Here is a 17384-nt window from a genome sequence, read left to right as displayed (position 1 = left end):
GTGCGGGTGGTGCGTCGGTGGGGTCTAGGGGCGCGGCGACGGTGGAGCGACCGAACCGCGGGTCAGATAGGTCGGGGCGAGCAGCTCGAGGCCGGTGCCCGCGCGCCCCTCGATGCGCTCGAAGGCGGCCTCGACGGCCCGCGAGCACATCTCGCCGATGGGCAACGGGATCGCGTCGAGGGCGGGCTCCAGCTCGCCGGCGTCGTAGCTGGCGCACGCGGCGAGCACGGACAGGTCGCGCGGCACGGCGATGCCCCGCTGGTGCAGGCGCACCAGGACCGCCTCGGCGGTGGGCTCGCTGCAGTGCAGGACGAGGGCCGTCATGTCGGGCAGGCGCTCCAGGAGCTCGTCGACCGCACGGGCCCCGGAGGCCCGCCCCAGGTCGGACGCGACGGTCGCGCTCAGCACGCCCCGGCTCGTCGCCCTGGCCGCGAAGGCCTCGTCGAAGCGTCGGATGAAGCCGGTGTCGCGCTCCGAGTAGGACGCGGGGTGCCCCACGACGCCCACGGAGCGATGCCCCTCGTCCGCCAGCCGGTCCACGCTCTGCACGGCGGCCTCGGCGAAGTCGAGGTCCACGCAGGCCAGGTCCCCGGCTCCGCTCGGCACGCCGATGAAGCACGCGGGCAGGCCGAGGTCGTGCACGAGGTCCACGCGCTCGTCCTCCGTGGCGACGCCGATCGCGACGACCCCGTCCACCAACGAGCTCGAGGCGACGCGGCGGATGCCCGACACCTCGTCGTCGGTCGCCAGGAGCAGCACGTCGTAGTCGTGCCGGCGGGCCGCCTCGACGACGGCCGTGACGAAGCGCATCTGCGTCGGCTGGTGGTTGTCGGGACGGACGGGCGCACTGAGCGCCAGGATGTTCGTCCGGGCGCCGGCGAGCATCCGCGCCCCCGCGTGCGGCCGGTAGCCCAGTCGCTCGACCGCGTCGGTGACCCGCTGCCGGGTGCTCGACGCGATGGAGCGCTTGCCCGACAGCGCGTACGAGACCGTCGAGATGCTCACGCCAGCGGCTCGCGCCACGTCGTGGATCGTCGCCATCAGGACCTCGCTGTCAGGTGGTGCGGCCTCGCCGCGGACCGCGCAAGCGCTTCGACTGCTCGCGTTCCGAGACACTACGGCAGCGGCGACGGCGCGCGCAAGCGTCCGTCGTGCGCGTCGACGTCGCTCGTCCGCGTCGGCGTGCGGCGTGCTCCACGACCGGGCGGCCCCACCACGGTTCAGGCGGCGTGCGTCCCCGAGAGCACGTCGAGGGCGTGCTGCAGGTCGTCCGGGTAGCTCGAGCGGTACGTGACGCGCTCCCCCGTGGCAGGGTGCCGAAAGGACAGCTGCATCGCGTGGAGCCACTGCCGGCCGAGGCCCAGCGTGGCCGAGAGCCGCGGATCGGCGCCGTACATGGCATCGCCCGCGCACGGGTGGCGTTGCGCCGACATGTGCACCCGGATCTGGTGCGTCCGCCCCGTCTCGAGGTGGATCTCGAGCAGCGACGCGGACGGGAAGGCCTCGATCGTCTCGTAGTGCGTGACGCTGGGCTTGCCGTCGACGACCACCGCGAACTTCCAGTCGGACGACGGGTGGCGACCGATCGGCGCGTCGATCGTGCCGGCGGAGGGGTCGGGGTGGCCCTGCACGACCGCGTGGTAGATCTTCTCGACGGTGCGCTCGCGGAAGGCGTCCTTCAGGACCGAGTAGGCGTGCTCGGTCTTGGCGACGACCATCAGCCCGCTCGTGCCGACGTCGAGCCGGTGCACGATCCCGGCACGCTCGGCGGCGCCCGACGTCGCGACGGCGGTGCCCGCCGCGGCGAGGGCGCCCAGGACGGTGGGCCCGGTCCAGCCGACCGACGGGTGCGCCGCGACCCCTACGGGCTTGTCGACCACGACGATGTCGTCGTCGTCGTGCACGATCCCCAGACCGGGGACGGCCTGGGCCACGACCACGGGGGCCGACCTGGGCGTCCACGTGACGTCGAGCCACGCACCGGCCTCGAGGCGGTCGGACTTGCCCACGACGCGGTGGTCGACGGTGACGCCGCCCTCGGCCGCCACCTCGGCGGCGAACGTGCGACTGAACCCGAGCAGCTTCGCCAGGGCCGCGTCGACGCGCTCGCCCGCCAGGCCGTCCGGGACCGGCAGCGCCCGGTTCTCGCTCACGAGCGGCCGTCCTGGACGGGTCGTGCTGCGTCGCCGGCGGCGGCCGGTGCGTCGGCGACGTGCTGGGGATCGTGCGGCGGACGGGCGTGGCCCTCCTCGTCGTCGCGCGACGACGCGCCCCGCGTGCCGTCGAGGCCCACGCCGAGCACCGTGAGCAGGATCAGCAGCCCCATGCTGGAGACGATGAAGACGTCCGCCACGTTGAAGATGGCGGGGAGGATCCACGGCAGGTACAGGAAGTCGATGACGTGACCCTGGCCGAAGGAGGGCTCCCGCAGCACGCGGTCCGTGAGGTTGCCGAGCGTGCCGCCCAGGAGCATGCCGAAGAGCACCGCCCAGGCCACCGAGCGGATGCGCCGCGCGAAGACGACGATGGCCACGACCACCACGGTCGCGGCGATCGAGAAGATCCACGTCGAACCGCTCGCCAAGGAGAAGGCCGCACCGGGGTTCTTCACGAAGTGGAGCTGGAGGACACGGCCGAGGACGTCGACCGTCTGCCCCTCGACGAGGTGGCCGACGACGAGGGCCTTGCTGATCTGGTCGAGCGCATAGGCCACGACAGCGACGAAGGCCAGCACCACGAGGACGCGGCCGCTGACCTTCGTCGCGGGAGAGGTGGGACGGGGCACAGGGTCAGTTCGTGCCGAAGCCCTGAGCGCTCGCCGGCGCGAAGCCGCCGGTCGTCTGGCCCGCCTCGCCGTCGAGCTCGTGCAGCTGGCCCTCGATGTAGCTCTTGAGCTTCAGGCGGTAGTCGCGCTCGAACGTGCGGAGGTCGTCGATCTTGCGCTCGAGGCCGCCACGCTCCTCGTTGAGCTGGTCCAGGGTCTCGCGCTTCTGACGGTCCGTCTCGGCGACGATCTCGCGCTGCTGCGACTCGGCCTCGGACACGATCTCGCGACGACGCGACTCGGCCTCGGAGACGAGGCGCTCCGCGGTCGTGCGCCCCTCGGCGATGAGCGCGTCGCGCTTCTCGACGCCCTCGCGGACGTGCTCCTCGTGCAGGCGGCGGGCCAGCTGCAGCAGGTTGTTGGTGCTCGCGGTCTCGTCGACCGGGGCCGCGTAGGCAGGTGCGGGCGCGGCGACGGCGGCGACGGGAGCCACCTGCGGCTCGGGGGCGCTCTCGGCCTCCGCGGGCTCCTGGACCGAGGTGGGCGCGGGTGCCGACTCGGGCGCGGGCACCGAGGCGGGGGCCGGGGCGGACTCCGGGGCCGGGGTGCTCGCGACGGGGGCCGACTCGACGGGCGCGGACTCGACCGACTGTCCACCGGAGGCGAGGCGCTGGCGCAGCTCGTCGTTCTCCTGGTTCAGCCGCCGCAGCTCGACGACGACCTCGTCGAGGAAGTCGTCGACCTCGTCCTGGTCGTAGCCCTCGCGGAACTTGGTCGGCTGGAACCGCTTGTTGACTACGTCTTCAGGCGTCAAAGCCATTGCCGTCACCTCGTGCATCTGTTGGATCGGTCTGGTGCTTCCTCAGGGTAGAGGAACGCGGGGGCTGTGAGCCCAGCTCCACCACCTTACATGGCGTAGCGCAACGCGGAGGCGAAGCTCATGAGCACGACCACGGCGAGCATGATGAGGCTCCACCCGAAGTCGAGCGCGACGCTGCCGAGGCGCACGGGCGGCAGCACCTTGCGGACCGCCTTGATGGGCGGGTCCGTGACGGTGTAGGCGACCTCGGCCAGGACGAGGACGGGCCCGCGCGGCCGCCAGCCGCGGCTGAAGGACTGCGCGAGGTCGAGGACGAACCTGCCCCACATGAGCAGGAAGAACAGCAGGAGCGCCCAGTAGGCGATCGTGGCGATCAGCGAGACGAGCACGGGCCGGTCAGGACTGCGTGAAGAACGACGCCTCGATGTCCGACTCGACCTCGGCCTGCTCGCCGCTGACGGCGATGTGGGCGGGCGAGAGCAGGAACACCTTGGCCGTGACGCGCTCGATCTTGCCGTAGAGGCCCTGCGAAAGGCCGCTGGCGAAGTCGACGAGGCGACGGGCGTCGGACTCCGTCATCTGCGAGAGGTTGATGATGACGGGGATCCCGTCTCGGAAGCTCTCGGCGATGGCCTGGGCGTCCTTGTACTCGCGCGGGTGGACCGTGAGGATCTCGTTCATGTCGGAGGGCACCGTGTTCTTCGGGGTCGAGGCGCGACGCAGGGGCGTCACGGGAGCGCGGGAGGGGGCGGGAGCAGAGGAGGGCGCGGCGTGCACCGGCGCCACGGGCGCCGGCGCTGCGGCCGCAGCGGGAGCCGGCTGCGGACGGGCGGGCTCGCGCTGCTGGTCCTCGTACTCGAGCTCCTCGTCGGCGAGGCCCAGGTAGACCATGGTCTTGCGCAGCGGATTTGCCATTCGTTCCTCCGGTCGTGTGGCGTCTGCACCGAGGTTAACGAGGTGCGGGCCGTGATCCCGTGATTGCCGTGCCGATGCGCAGGTGTGTCGCGCCCTCAGCGATCGCCTCGGCGTGGTCCTGGGACATGCCCGCCGAGATGGCGTCGGCACCGGGGTCGACGGATCGCACCCGCTCGGAGATCTCCCGGAGGCGCGCGAAGGCGGGACGCGCGGGCTCGCCCAGCGGTGCCACGGCCATGACGCCGCGGAGTCGCAGGCCGGGCGTCGACGCGACCAGTTCGGCGAGCCCCTCCACCTCGGACACGGGGACGCCACCGCGACCGGGGCCGTCGTCCAGGGACACCTGCACGAAGCCGTCCACGACCGTGCCGTCGTCGACCGCCAGGGCCCGGACGACGCTCTCGCGGTCCAACGAGTGGACGGCCGAGGCGTACCGGCGCACCTGCCGCGCCTTCTTCGACTGGAGCTGTCCGACGAAGTGCCAGCGCAGGTCGTCGAGGTCCGCGAGCTCCTCGCTCTTGGCCTGGGCCTCCTGGTGCCGGTTCTCGCCGACGTCGCGGACGCCGAGGGCGTGCAGCTCGCGCACGAGCGAGGCCGGGTGGAACTTGGACACGACGATGGTCGTGATCTCCGAGGGCGACCGGCCCGCCGCTGCCGCGGCCCCGGCGATCTCGTCCGCGACCTGCGCGAACCGCTCGACGAGGCCGGGCACGGCCGGGGTCACTTCAGGAAGTCGGGCACGTCGAGGTCGTCGTCGCCGTCGTCGAAGACGGGGTCGGCGGCCTGCTGCGCCGGCTCCTCCGGGCGACGCCACGAGGGCACCTCGGCACCGGCGCCGCTGTCGGCGATGGGCGACGTCCCCGCCGCTGCCGTGGCCGGGGCGTCGTGCTCCACGTAGCTCGCACGACGGTCCTTCTGCTTCGCCTGCGGCTCGCCACCGTCGAAGCCGGCGGCGATGACCGTGACGCGCACCTCGTCGCCGAGGGTGTCGTCGATCACCGCGCCGAAGATGATGTTGGCCTCGGGGTGGACGGCCTCCTGCACCAGGCGGGCGGCGTCGTTGATCTCGAAGATGCCGAGGTTCGAGCCACCCTGGATCGAGAGGAGCACGCCGTGCGCACCGTCGATGCTGGCCTCGAGGAGCGGCGAGGCGACGGCCAGCTCGGCCGCCTTGATGGCCCGGTCGGCGCCGCGCGACGAGCCGATGCCCATGAGGGCCGAACCGGCGCCCTGCATGACGCTCTTGACGTCGGCGAAGTCGAGGTTGATGAGGCCCGGAGTCGTGATGAGGTCGGTGATGCCCTGGACCCCGGCGAGGAGGACCTGGTCGGCGGTGCCGAAGGCCTCGACCATGCTGATGCCGCGCTCGCTGATCTCGAGCAGCCGGTCGTTCGGCACGACGATGAGCGTGTCGACCTCGTCCTTGAGCGCCGCGACGCCGGCCTCGGCCTGGGCCTGGCGGCGCTTGCCCTCGAAGCCGAAGGGCTTGGTGACGACGCCGATGGTGAGCGCGCCGATCGACTTGGCGATGCGGGCCACGACGGGCGCGCCGCCCGTGCCCGTGCCGCCGCCCTCGCCCGCCGTGACGAAGACCATGTCGGCACCGGCGAGGGCCTCCTCGATCTCCTCGGCGTGGTCCTCCGCCGCACGACGACCCACCTCGGGGTCGGCGCCGGCGCCGAGGCCGCGCGTGAGCTCGCGACCGACGTCGAGCTTGACGTCCGCATCGCTGAGCAGGAGCGCCTGCGCGTCGGTGTTGATGGCGATGAACTCCACGCCTCGGAGACCGAGCTCGATCATCCGGTTCACGGCGTTGACGCCGCCGCCCCCGACGCCGACGACCTTGATCACGGCTAGGTAGTTGTGGTTCGTTGTCACGTCGTCCGGCCTCCGCTATAACCTTCGACCTCTACTACAAGGTCAGGGTGATGCTCCATATGCAAGTGCTGCACGCCCACCGTACGGTCCCGTCGGTCGCGCGCGCACCACTCGGCACCGCGTGTCGGGAACGACCGCGTCACTTGCCCCTGATGATGCCCGCGTCCGGCGCGGACACGTCGTACTCGACGTCCGCCCCGGGGTCGCGGCGCGCCTGGTCGGCGACGAGCCCGGCGAGCACCTGCGCCTTGCGCGCGGACTCGTCCGCGCTGCCCCAGACGACCCGTTCGCCCGTGGTCAGCGTGAGGGTCACGTCGTCGGGCGTCGAGGCCGTCGCGGTGTCGACCGTCGCCCGGAGCTGCACGGGGAGGCCGAGCAGCACCTCGCCGACGGCACGGAAGAGCGGGCCGTCGACCTCGGCCGCGCCGACGTCGACGAGCGGCACGCCCTCCGGCCTCGCCCCGAGCCGCTGCACGACGACGCCGGCCGGGTCGACCAGGTCGAACCCGTCGCCGACGGCGACCGTCGCGACCGGCTGCCGCTCGCTGATGCGCACGACGAGCGTGTCCGGCGGAGCCGTCTCGGTCACGTAGCTGGCGATGAGCGGGAACGCCTCGAGGGAGCGCTCCACCTCGTCGAAGTCGAGCAGGGCCAGCGGCGTGCCCATCTGGTCGCCCAGGGCGGCCTGCACCGCGGCGGGGTCGACCCGCTCGGCACCCTCGACGGTCACCGTGCGGAGGGCCAGCAGGGGCGAGAAGACGGCCACGAGCACCGAGGCGACGAGCACCACGACCAGCCCGGCGGCCGTGAGCGACGCCGCCCGACGGTGACGGCTGCGCCGCGTGAACCGCCGCACCTCGGCACGCTCGGTGCGCCGACGCTCCGCCGAGGCCCGACGCGCCGCGCGGCGCGCCCCCCGCGCACGGGCCGAGGCGTCGGCAGCCGTGGACGGGGCCGGGCCGAGGACGGGAACGGGCCTCTCCGCGGCGGCCGGCCCCGTGCCTCCTGCGCCGTCACCCTGGTCGGTGCCGGCGGGGGCACCGGTCCCCTGACCCGTCGAGGGGCGCGCGCCGGCGGGCACGTCCGCCGCGCCGTCGCGGGAGCCGCGCCCCCTGCGCCACGACTCCCCGAGGGCACCCAGGCGCCCGGCGGCCCCGCTCGCGAGCGAGCGTGCGCGGTCGGCGCCGGAGGTCCGGCCATGGTCGGTCGGGACGGGCCCCGTCGCCACGTCGTCCGCAGCGGGCCCCCCGGTCGCCGCACCCGGCGCGCCCGGTGCGTCGTCCCGACGCGCGCGAGAGGGAGAGCGGTCCGGGGAGCCGTCCTTCCTCCGCGGAGGGCCGGGCTCGTCGAAGCCCTCGGGCCGCCTCACGGGCGCCCCCCGCCGACGACCTCGGCGACCGTCATCGCGGCGAGTCCTGGCCGGTCCCCCGGTCGACGGCGTCGTCGTGCGCCAGGTCCGCGTCGAGGGCCCCGAGCAGCTGGGGGACGATGCGGTACACGTCGCCGCAGCCGAGCGTGATGACGAAGTCGCCCGCGCGGGCGATCTCGGCGGTCCGCACCGCGGCCTCCTGCCAGTCGGGCACGAAATCGACCCGCGAGGCGTCGCCGAAGCGGTCCGACACGAGCGCCCCGGTCACACCGGGGACCGGGTCCTCGCGCGCACCGAAGACGTCGAGCACGACCGTGTGGTCCGCGAGGGCCTCGTAGGTGCTCGCGAACTCGCCCGCCATCAGCTGCGTGCGGCTGTACAGGTGCGGCTGGTGCACGGCGATGAGGCGCCCCTCCCCCACGACCGAGCGGGCGGCCTGCAGGGCCGCCGCGACCTCGGTGGGGTGGTGGGCGTAGTCGTCGTAGACGCTCACGCCGCGCACGGTGCCGTGCAGCTCGAAGCGGCGCTCGGTGCCGCCGAAGGTCTCGAGGCCCGCGATGGCGGCCTCGGGCTCCACGCCGAGGCCGACGAGCACGGTGAACGCGCCCGCGGCGTTGAGCGCGTTGTGCCGCCCGGGGACGCGGAGCTGGACGGGCCAGGAGCGCCCCTCCCGGTGGAGGGTGAACGCGACCGGCCCGACCGAGGTGACGTCGGACACGCGCACGTCGGCCGAGGCGTCCTCCCCGAAGGTGACGACCCGGGTCGTCGGCGCGAGCGCCGCGGTGACCCGACGGGCACCGGCGTCGTCGCTCGAGATCGCGACGAACTCGCTCGAGGCGTCCGCGAAGGACGCGAACGCCCGGTCGAAGGCCTCGTGCGAGCCGTAGTGGTCGAGGTGGTCGGCGTCGACGTTGGTGACGAGCGCGACCGCGGTGTCGTAGAGCAGGAACGAGCCGTCCGACTCGTCGGCCTCGACCACGAAGAGGTCGTCCGTGCCGCCGCGCGCGCTCACGCCGAGCGACTGGATCACGCCGCCGTTGACGAAGCTCGGGTCGTGGCCCGCCGCGAGCAGGGCCGTCACGAGCATGCCGGTCGACGTCGTCTTGCCGTGGGCACCGGCCACGCTCACCAGGCGGGAGCCGCCGATGAGCCAGGCCAGGGCCTGCGAGCGGTGCAGCACGGGCAGCCCCTTCGCCAGCGCGAGCTGGTACTCCGGGTTGTCCTGCCAGAGCGCACCGGTCACCACGAGGGTGTCGGCGTCACCCACGTTCGCCGCGTCGTGGCCGATCGCCACCTCGGCCCCCAGGTCGCGGAGGGCGCGCACCGCCGCCGTCTCGCGCAGGTCGGAGCCCGTGACGACGTGACCCGCGGCGAGGAAGACGCGCGCGATGCCGCTCATCCCCGAGCCGCCGATCCCCACGAAGTGGACGCGACCGAGCCCGGTCGGCAGCGGCTGGTCCAGGTCGGGCTTGATCACGATGCCTCGCTCGGGGTCGGGTCGGTGGTGCCGGTAGGGGCCGCGTCGTCGGGGCGACGCCAGGAGGGGCGGCCGGGCCCGCGGCGGCGCACGGCCCCGCGGACGAGGTCGACGGTGCGGTCCGTGCCGTCGAGCACGCCCACCGTCGCGGAGCGGACGGCCATGTCGGCGACCCGCGCGCGGTCGAGCAGCAGGGGCACGAGCGACCGGGCGACCCAGTCGGGACGGAACTCGGCGTCGGCGACGAGCAGCGCGCCTCCTGCCCGGACCACGTCGGTGGCGTTGTGGCGCTGCTCGCCGTTGCCCACCGGGTACGGCACGAGCACCGACGGCAGGCCCAGCGCCGTGAGCTCGCTCACGGTCGCGGACCCCGCCCGGCTCACGACGAAGTCGGCGGCCGCGAGGGCCAGGTCCATGCGGTCGCAGTAGCGGAGCAGGTGGTAGCCGTCGAGGCCGGGGTCGGTGAGCTCGGACTTCTCGCCCGTGATGTGCAGCACCTGCCAGCCGGCGCCGAGCACGCCCGCGGCCGCGCGCGCCATCGTCTCGTTGAGGCGTCGCGCGCCGCTGGAGCCGCCCGTCACGAGCAGCACGGGACGCGCGGGGTCGAGCCCGAACTCGGCGACGGCCTCGGAGCGCCGCGACCGACGGTCGAGCGACTCGATCTCGACGCGGAGCGGCATGCCGACGCGCCGGCCGTGCCGGAGGCGCGTGGACGAGAACACGACGCCCACGTCGCGCGTGAGCCACGAGCCGAGCACGTTCGCCATGCCCGGCTTCGCGTTCGCCTCGTGCACCACGACCGGCACGCGGGACAGCGCCGCCGCGACGTAGGCCGGGGCCGCGGCGTAGCCGCCGAAGCCCACGACGACGTCGACGCCGTGCTCGCGCAGCAGGCCCCGGATGCGGGCGATCGCCCCCCGCAGGGCCGCGGGGAAGCGGAGCGCCGCGGGCGAGGGGCGACGGGGGAAGGGCAGGCGCGGGATCGTCGACAGGTCGTAGCCCCGGAGCGGCACGAGACGGGCCTCGAGGCCCTCGGCGGTGCCCAGGACCAGGATGGTCGCGGCGGGGTCGTCGCGGCGGATCCGGTCGGCCACGGCGAGCAGGGGGTTCACGTGGCCGGCGGTGCCGCCGCCGGCGAGGAGGTACGTCGTCACTGCCCCGAGCCTACCCGGCGAGCACGCGCCTCAGCGGCACGTGCGGACGCCTCGCGCGCCGCCTGCGCCCGACGCTGCGACGCCGCCCGCGGGTCCGCGTCGCGGGGCGCGGCGTCGGGGACGGGCCGCAGGTCGGCGCGCGCGCCGGGCTCGTCGACGACGAGCTCGTCGTCCTCACCGCCCGGCTCGTCCGCGTGCCGCGCGAACGAGAGCACCACGCCGATGGCGAGCAGGGTCACGATGAGCGCCGACCCGCCCGCCGAGATGAGCGGCAGGGGCACGCCCAGGACGGGCAGGAGGCCCAGCACGACGGCGATGTTGACGAGCGCCTGCCCGACGATCCAGGTGCCGATCGCGCCCGCGACGACGCGGACGAACGGGTCGCGCGTACGGCGCACGACGCGCACGAAGCACACGGCGAGCACGATGAACAGGGCGAGGACGACGATCCCGCCGACGAGGCCCAGCTCTTCGCCGATGATCGCGAAGATGAAGTCGTTGTCGGCCTCGGGCAGCCAGGACCACTTCGACTTGGAGTTGCCGAGCCCGACGCCGAAGAGGCCGCCCGACGCGAGCGCCCACGTGCCGTGGAGCGTCTGCCAGCAGTCGGCCTGGTAGTCCGCCTCGGCCGTGCAGCCCGACATCCACGCCGAGATGCGGTCGGTCCGGCTGGAGGACTGCTGCGCGACGAGGGGCACGGCCACGGCGAGGAACACCAGGGGCACCGCGAGGTGCCGCAGGCGCACGCCGCCGAACCACACCGCGGCGAAGACGAGCAGCAGCACGATCATCGTGGTGCCGAGGTCGCCACCGGCGACGACCATGAGCACCGCGGCGCCGACGCCCGGCAGCACCGCGGTCGCGAGGCGGCGCCAGTCGTCGAGGAACGACTGGGTCCGGGCCAGGACGGCACCGAGCCAGACGGCCAGGGTGAGCTTCACGAGCTCGGAGGGCTGCGCCGTGATGAACCCGAGGTTCAGCCAGTTGCGGTTGCCGCCGACCTCGTAGCCGAGGGGCGTGAACACGAGCGCCTGGAGCAGGAGGGACGCCACGAGCAGGTGCAGCGCCCATCTCTTCCAGAACGAGACCGGGATCCGCGAGACGACGAGCATGAGCGGGACGCCCAGGGCGGCGTACGTGGCCTGGCGCCCGAAGGCCCCGAAGAAGGACTTGTTGGCGATGTACTCCTCGACGCTCGACGAGGACAGCACCATGACGAGCCCCAGCACGACGAGGAAGACCGTCGTGCCGAGCATCAGCCAGTAGGTGCCGGTCTCCGCCGCGAAGAGGCGCCGGACGGCGACGACGGCCGCGGCGGAGCGCTCGCGGACGACGCCCTCCGCGGGGCGTCCCTCGGCCGCGGGCCGGTCAGTCGACCGGCGTCGCGGGAGTCCGATCGACGGTCTCGCCATCGGAGCCACCTCCCAGGTGCTCGTGCACGGCCTCGGCGAAGGCTCGCCCGCGCGCCGCGTAGTCGGTGAACTGGTCCATGGACGCCGCCGCGGGGGCCAGCAGCACGGCGTCGCCCCCGTGGGCGAGGCCCGCCGCCAGGCGCACGGCCGTCGGCATCACGCGGCCAGTCTGCGTCTCGTCGACCTCGAGGACGGGCAGCTCGGGGGCGTGTCGCGCGAAGGCGGCCCGCAGCGCGGTCCGGTCGACGCCGAGGAGCACCGCGGCCCGGAGGCGCCCCGAGCGGACGGCGTCCTCGACGAGCGGATCCGGGTCGACGCCCTTGAGCAGGCCGCCGACGAGCCAGACGACGGACGCGTGGGCCGCCAGGGAGGCCTGCGCCGCGTGCGGGTTCGTCGCCTTGGAGTCGTCGACCCAGGTGACCCCGCCGGCCCGGGCCACGACCTCGGTGCGGTGCCGGTCGACCCGGAAGCCGGCCACGGCGTCGCGGATCGCCGCGGGCTCGACGCCGACGGCGCGCGCGAGCGCGGCCGCGGCGAGGACGTCCAGCAGGAGGTGGTCGGCGCCGAGCCCCACCTCCTCGGCCGCCGCGAGGGTGGTCAGCTCGAGGGCACGGTGCCGGCGGTCGTCGAGGAAGGCCCGGTCGACCAGCACCGCGGAGTCCTCCGACGCGACGAGGCCGAGCTCGCTCGGACCGGGCGCACCCAGCCCGAAGCCGATGGCGCGGCAGCCCTCGACGACGTCGGCCTGCTCGACCATGCGGCGCGTCGCGTCGTCCTCCTTCGACCAGACGGCGGCGACCACGGTGTTCTCGTAGACCTTCGCCTTGGCGGCCCGGTAGGCCTCGAAGGACCCGTGCCACTCCAGGTGGTCCGCCTCGAGGTTGAGGCAGGTCGAGGCCACGGGACGGAGGGCGCCCGGTCCGCTCGTCGGCAGCTGGTGCAGCTGGTGGCTGGAGAGCTCGACGACGAGCACGTCGAACCCCTCGGGGTCGCGCACGGCGTCGAGGACCGGCACCCCGATGTTGCCGCAGGGGGCCACCCGTCGTCCGTCGGCGAGGACCATGGCCGCCGTCAGCTGCGTCGTCGTGGTCTTGCCGTTCGTGCCCGTGACGAGCAGCCAGTCGGCCGTGCGACCGGGCACCTTGTCGCGCACGCGCCAGGCCAGCTCCACGTCGCCCCAGACGGCTGCGCGCGACGCCGAGGCCCACGTGCTCCAGGGGTGGTGCGGCGCGAACCCGGGGCTGACGACGACGAGGTCGGCGTCGACGGCGTCGAGCTCGGCGGGCGGGGCCGCGTCGGACGGCGCCAGCAGGAGGCGCGCCCCGATGAGCGAGAGGAGCTCCGCCCGGTCGTCGTCCACCGCGGGGGCGACGACGAGCACCTCGGCGCCGAGCTCCGTGAGCGTGTCGGCGACGGCGAAGCCCGTGATGCCGAGGCCCAGCACGACCACGCGCAGGCCCGACCAGTCGGCGTGCCAGCTGGTCAGGCCGTCGAGGCGCTCCCGTCGGGCGGGGTCGAGGTCGTGCGTCATGAGGTGCGGACGATCCATTCGAGGTAGAAGACGCCGACGCCCGCGGCGACGGAGAGCCCCGCGATGATCCAGAAGCGGACCACCACCGTGACCTCGGCCCACCCCTTGAGCTCGAAGTGGTGGTGCAGCGGGCTCATCAGGAAGATGCGCTTGCCGTGCGTGATCTTGAAGTAGGCGCGCTGCACGATGACCGAGCCGGTGACGATGATGAAGAGCCCGCCGATCAGCACGAGCAGCAGCTCGGTCCGGCTGAGGATCGCGAGGGCGGCGAGGGCGCCGCCGAGCCCGAGCGAGCCCGTGTCGCCGAGGAAGATCTGCGCCGGCGAGGTGTTCCACCAGAGGAACCCGATGAGCCCGCCGCAGATGGCCGCCGCGACGACGGCGAGGTCGAGCGGGTTCGCCACGGTGTAGCAGGCCGACCGCGTCGACTCGTCGAGCCGGACCGAGAAGCAGGACTGGTTGAACTGCCAGAAGCCGATGAAGATGTACGACGCGATGGCGAGGATCGACGAGCCCGTGGCCAGGCCGTCGAGGCCGTCGGCGACGTTCACGCCGTTCGACGTGCTGACCGTGATGAGCACGACCCAGACGAGGAAGAGCCCTCCGCCGACGATGGTCCCGAAGAACATGAAGTCGAGCCAGGGGATGTCGCGCACGCCCGAGATCCGGGGCGACGCGGGGGTCAGCCCGTTCGCGTTGGGGAACGACAGGGCCAGGACGGCGAAGACCGCCCCCACGACGACCTGGCCCGCGATCTTCGCCCAGCCGCCGAGGCCGAGGCTGCGCTGCTTGCGGACCTTGAGGAAGTCGTCGAGGAACCCGACGGCACCCAGCCCGACCATCATGAACAGCACGAGCACGCCGCTCAGCGTGACGTGGTCCTGGGCGACGAGGTGCCCGACGAAGTAGCCGAGGACCGTGCCGATGATGAGCACGATGCCGCCCATGGTGGCGGTGCCGCGCTTGGTGTGGTGCGACTGGGGTCCGTCGTCGCGGATGAACTGGCCCCAGCCGAGCCGGTGGAAGAGCCGGATGAACACGGGCGTCATGAGCAGCGTGAAGGCGAGCGAGACGCCTCCGCCGACGAGCAGCGCGATCACTCGTCCACCCCCGCGAGCCGGTCGCCGAGGTGCCGGAGGCCCGCGGACTTGGACGACTTGACGAGCACGACGTCGCCCTCCCGGAGGATCTCGCGGAGCCGCTCCTCGGCCTCCTCGACGGTGTCGACGTAGACGGACTCGCCGTCCCACGACCCCTCGAGGCCGGCGGCCATGTGCACGTGCCGCGCCTCGTGGCCGACGACCACGAGCTGCGCCACGTTGAGCCGGACGACGAGACGGCCGATCCGGTCGTGCTCCTCGCGGGCGGCGTCGCCGAGCTCGGCCATCTCGCCCAGCACGGCGACGGAGCGCTGCCCGGGCGCGACGATGGTCGCGAGCGTCTTGAGCGCCGCGGCGACCGAGTCGGGGCTGGCGTTGTACGCGTCGTTGACCACGGTGACGCCACCGGGTGCCTCGAGGACCTCCATGCGCCAGCGCTCCGCGCGGGCGACGCCCTCGAGGACGTCGCAGGCACGGTCGAGGTCGAGGCCCCACTCCCCGACGACCGCGAGGGTCGCGAGGGCGTTCATGACGTGGTGCTCCCCCAGGATGCGCAGTCGGACGCGTCGGACCAGGTCGCCGTGGTGGTAGGTGAAGGCGGTGCCCGAGGCCGAGACCTCGACATCGGAGGCACGGTGGTCGGCCCCCTCGGAGAGCCCGAAGGTGACCACCCGCGCCGCCGTGTCGGCGGCCATGCCCGCGACGCGGTCGTCGTCGGCGTTGAGCACGGCGACGGCCGTCGCCGGGAGGTCGGTGACCATCTCGGCCTTCGCGCGTCGGGTCCCCTCGATGCCGCCGAAGCCTCCTGCGTGGGCGAGGCCGACCTTGAGCACGACGCCCGTGTCGGGTCGCGCGGTCGCCACGAGCTTCGCGATCTCGCCGGGCCCGCTGGCGCCCATCTCGACGACGAGGTAACGGGTCGCCTCGTCGACCCTGAGCATCGAGACGGGGGCGCCCACGTGGTTGTTGAACGAGCCCTGGGGCGCGACGGTCGGCGCGACGTCGGAGAGCACGGCGCGCAGGAGGTTCTTGGTGCTCGTCTTGCCGTTCGACCCCGTGACGCCCACGACCTTCAGGTCGCCTCCCCGGCGGACCCGCTCGACGACGCCCGCGGCCAGGGCGGACAGGGCGCGCACGCCGTCGTCGACGACGACCACGGGCACGGTCGCGCCCGGGTCGCGCTCGGCGACCACGAGGGCGGCACCGGAGGCCACGGCGGCGTCGACGAAGCGGTGGCCGTCGGTCTCGTCGCCGCGCAGGGCGAAGAACGTCGACCCCGGACCGACGAGGCGGGAGTCGGTCTCGACGGACCCCGAGACGGCGGCGTCAGCGACGGACGCGGACCCGGCGGGGAGCACGAGGCGCCCTCCGGTGAGCTCGGCGACCTCGGCGGGAGTGAGCGCGATCATTCGGCCCACCCCGCCTCACGGAGCGCGGCGCGGGCCTCGTCACGGGCGGAGTAGGGCGTGCGCACGCCCTGGATGTCGCGGTAGTCCTGGTGGCCGGGCCCCGCCCAGAGGATCGAGTCCCCCTCGCCGACGAGCGAGACGGCGTGGCGGATGGCCGCCTCGGGCGGGCTGACCTCGTGGATCTCGTGGTCGGGGAACGCCTCGCGGGCGGCCTCGACGAGGGTCGCGCGGATGGACGCGGCGTCCTCAAAGCGCGGGTGGTGGTCAGTGACGACGAGGACGTCGGAGCCCTCGGCGGCGACGCGGGCCATGTCGCCGCGCTTCGTGGTGTCGCGGTCGCCGTCGGCGCCGAAGAGCATGACGACCTTGCCCGGGGTGAAGCGCCGGACGGCCGCGAGGGTCGCCAGGAAGGCGTCGGGGCTGTGCCCGAAGTCGACGTAGACGCTCGGGCCCCGGTCGCCCGAGACCCGCTCCGTGCGGCCCGGCAGGTAGGCCCGGATGCCGCCGTCGGCGTCGAGCGCCTGACCGATGGCCTCGAGCTCGAAGCCCGCCTCGACGAGCATGACGATCGCGAGGGCCGCGTTGGCGGCCATGTGCCAGCCGATGAGGGGGACGCGCGTGACGAGGAAGCGCCCCTCGGGCCCGGACAGCCGGAACTCGGTGAAGGCGGCCTGCTCGTCGAGCAGCTCGACGCGCCAGTCGGCCTCCACCTCGGGCAGCACCGTGATGGTGGTGAGCGGCACCCGGGCGTTGTCGACGACGCGCTGCCCGTACGGCGTGTCGAGCGAGACGACCGCCCGACGGGCGCGGTCCGGCTGGAACAGCGGCAGCTTCGCCTCGAAGTACTCCTCCATGTCGGAGTAGTCGTCGAGGTGGTCGTGGCTGAGGTTCGTGAAGGCGGCGACGTCGAAGACGATGCCGTCGACCCGGGCACGGCTCAGCGCCTGGGCGCTCACCTCGACGGCGACCGCCCGCACCTCGGTCTCGCGCATGCGGGCGAGCAGCGCGTGCATCTCGCTGGCCTCGGGCGTGGTCAACCGGCTGACGACCGTGAGGTCGCCGATGTGGCGCTCGGCCGTGCTGCTGAGACCGGTCACGAGGCCGAGCTGGCGCAGGATGCCCTCGAGCAGGTACGACGTCGACGTCTTGCCGTTCGTGCCGGTGACGGCGAAGAGCAGGGGCAGCTCGTCGTCCGGTCCGGTGCGGTAGGTCCAGGCAGAGACCGCCCCGAGGGCGGCGCGGGGGGCGTCGACGAGCACGACGGGCAGGCCGGAGGCCCTGGCCAGCTCTGCGCCGGTCGCGTCGGTGAGCACCGCCACGGCCCCGCCGTCGCGGGCCTGCTCGGCGAACTCGGCACCGTGCCGGTGCTGCCCGGGGACGCCCACGTAGAGGTCGCCGGGGCGCAGGTCGGACGTGCTCAGGGTGACGCCGGTGATCTCGACGCCGTCGAGGGACCCCTCGTGCTCGAGGCCGAAGCGGCTGACGAGCTGGGCGAGCGATCTCGCCGAGGGGTGCTCCGGACGGAGGACCGGGGGTGTCCGGGCGCTCAAATGAT

The 17384-nt window shown here is 73.7% G+C and carries 16 protein-coding genes; all 16 read right to left on the bottom strand.

The window, feature by feature from the left end; translation table 11 throughout:
* Positions 1-24 precede the first annotated feature (24 nt).
* The 16 genes from ACYVHQ_RS02585 to ACYVHQ_RS02510 all read right to left on the bottom strand — a co-directional run bounded on the left by ACYVHQ_RS02585 (position 25) and on the right by ACYVHQ_RS02510 (position 17379).
* On the bottom strand, positions 25-1041 hold the full coding sequence (locus ACYVHQ_RS02585; RefSeq protein WP_460510570.1) for a LacI family DNA-binding transcriptional regulator: 1017 nt from the start codon (positions 1039-1041) through the stop codon (positions 25-27).
* Between the two features lie 179 nt (positions 1042-1220).
* Entirely contained in the window at positions 1221-2153 is a 933-nt protein-coding gene (locus ACYVHQ_RS02580) for an RluA family pseudouridine synthase (RefSeq protein ID WP_460510569.1), read from the bottom strand.
* Positions 2150-2785, bottom strand: a complete 636-nt coding sequence (gene lspA / locus ACYVHQ_RS02575) for a signal peptidase II (RefSeq protein WP_460510568.1) — start codon at positions 2783-2785, stop codon at positions 2150-2152. The genes ACYVHQ_RS02580 and lspA overlap by 4 nt, the downstream gene beginning before the upstream one ends.
* Positions 2786-2789: 4 nt before the next feature.
* Entirely contained in the window at positions 2790-3584 is a 795-nt protein-coding gene (locus ACYVHQ_RS02570; protein WP_460510567.1) for a DivIVA domain-containing protein, read from the bottom strand.
* Between the two features lie 86 nt (positions 3585-3670).
* Positions 3671-3973 carry a YggT family protein gene (locus ACYVHQ_RS02565; protein ID WP_460510566.1) on the bottom strand — a complete coding sequence of 101 codons (303 nt, stop codon included), beginning with the start codon at positions 3971-3973 and terminating at the stop codon, positions 3671-3673.
* 7 nt (positions 3974-3980) lie between these two features.
* Positions 3981-4499 carry a cell division protein SepF gene (locus ACYVHQ_RS02560; protein WP_460510565.1) on the bottom strand — a complete coding sequence of 173 codons (519 nt, stop codon included), beginning with the start codon at positions 4497-4499 and terminating at the stop codon, positions 3981-3983.
* 34 nt (positions 4500-4533) lie between these two features.
* The gene (locus ACYVHQ_RS02555; RefSeq protein ID WP_460510564.1) at positions 4534-5211 is read right to left on the bottom strand and encodes a YggS family pyridoxal phosphate-dependent enzyme; all 678 of its coding nucleotides are present in this window, start codon (positions 5209-5211) and stop codon (positions 4534-4536) included.
* Between the two features lie 8 nt (positions 5212-5219).
* On the bottom strand, positions 5220-6377 hold the full coding sequence (ftsZ, locus tag ACYVHQ_RS02550) for a cell division protein FtsZ (RefSeq protein WP_460510563.1): 1158 nt from the start codon (positions 6375-6377) through the stop codon (positions 5220-5222).
* 139 nt (positions 6378-6516) lie between these two features.
* Positions 6517-7233: a cell division protein FtsQ/DivIB gene (locus ACYVHQ_RS02545; protein ID WP_460510562.1), complete on the bottom strand. Its 717-nt coding sequence runs from the start codon at positions 7231-7233 to the stop codon at positions 6517-6519.
* A 544-nt stretch (positions 7234-7777) separates the two neighbouring features.
* On the bottom strand, positions 7778-9223 hold the full coding sequence (gene murC, locus ACYVHQ_RS02540) for a UDP-N-acetylmuramate--L-alanine ligase (protein WP_460510561.1): 1446 nt from the start codon (positions 9221-9223) through the stop codon (positions 7778-7780).
* Positions 9220-10377: a UDP-N-acetylglucosamine--N-acetylmuramyl-(pentapeptide) pyrophosphoryl-undecaprenol N-acetylglucosamine transferase gene (locus ACYVHQ_RS02535; RefSeq protein ID WP_460510560.1), complete on the bottom strand. Its 1158-nt coding sequence runs from the start codon at positions 10375-10377 to the stop codon at positions 9220-9222. The genes murC and ACYVHQ_RS02535 overlap by 4 nt, the downstream gene beginning before the upstream one ends.
* On the bottom strand, positions 10374-11789 hold the full coding sequence (gene ftsW / locus ACYVHQ_RS02530) for a putative lipid II flippase FtsW (RefSeq protein ID WP_460510559.1): 1416 nt from the start codon (positions 11787-11789) through the stop codon (positions 10374-10376). Before ftsW ends, ACYVHQ_RS02535 begins: the two co-directional genes overlap by 4 nt.
* Complete coding sequence (gene murD, locus ACYVHQ_RS02525) at positions 11746-13320, bottom strand: UDP-N-acetylmuramoyl-L-alanine--D-glutamate ligase (protein WP_460511219.1); 1575 nt, start codon at positions 13318-13320, stop codon at positions 11746-11748. The genes ftsW and murD overlap by 44 nt, the downstream gene beginning before the upstream one ends.
* The gene (mraY, locus tag ACYVHQ_RS02520) at positions 13317-14420 is read right to left on the bottom strand and encodes a phospho-N-acetylmuramoyl-pentapeptide-transferase (protein WP_460510558.1); all 1104 of its coding nucleotides are present in this window, start codon (positions 14418-14420) and stop codon (positions 13317-13319) included. The genes murD and mraY overlap by 4 nt, the downstream gene beginning before the upstream one ends.
* Positions 14417-15829, bottom strand: coding sequence for a UDP-N-acetylmuramoyl-tripeptide--D-alanyl-D-alanine ligase (locus ACYVHQ_RS02515; RefSeq protein ID WP_460510557.1), 1413 nt, complete (start codon positions 15827-15829; stop codon positions 14417-14419). Before ACYVHQ_RS02515 ends, mraY begins: the two co-directional genes overlap by 4 nt.
* Positions 15826-17379: a Mur ligase family protein gene (locus tag ACYVHQ_RS02510; RefSeq protein ID WP_460510556.1), complete on the bottom strand. Its 1554-nt coding sequence runs from the start codon at positions 17377-17379 to the stop codon at positions 15826-15828. The genes ACYVHQ_RS02515 and ACYVHQ_RS02510 overlap by 4 nt, the downstream gene beginning before the upstream one ends.
* Positions 17380-17384: the final 5 nt, after the last annotated feature.

This window comes from Frigoribacterium salinisoli, assembly GCF_054781095.1.
Note: the sequence above shows the minus strand (reverse complement) of the source record. Positions and strands in the feature narration are given on the sequence as shown.

What these genes read in the sequence shown, in the direction of transcription:
- ACYVHQ_RS02585 (WP_460510570.1), bottom strand. Translation starts at nt 1,041, where the DNA reads ATGGCGACGATCCACGACGTGGCGCGAGCCGCTGGCGTGAGCATCTCG.
- ACYVHQ_RS02560 (WP_460510565.1), bottom strand. Translation starts at nt 4,499, where the DNA reads ATGGCAAATCCGCTGCGCAAGACCATGGTCTACCTGGGCCTCGCCGAC.
- ftsW (WP_460510559.1), bottom strand. Translation starts at nt 11,789, where the DNA reads ATGGCGAGACCGTCGATCGGACTCCCGCGACGCCGGTCGACTGACCGG.
- ACYVHQ_RS02515 (WP_460510557.1), bottom strand. Translation starts at nt 15,829, where the DNA reads ATGATCGCGCTCACTCCCGCCGAGGTCGCCGAGCTCACCGGAGGGCGC.
- ACYVHQ_RS02570 (WP_460510567.1), bottom strand. Translation starts at nt 3,584, where the DNA reads ATGGCTTTGACGCCTGAAGACGTAGTCAACAAGCGGTTCCAGCCGACC.
- murD (WP_460511219.1), bottom strand. Translation starts at nt 13,320, where the DNA reads ATGACGCACGACCTCGACCCCGCCCGACGGGAGCGCCTCGACGGCCTG.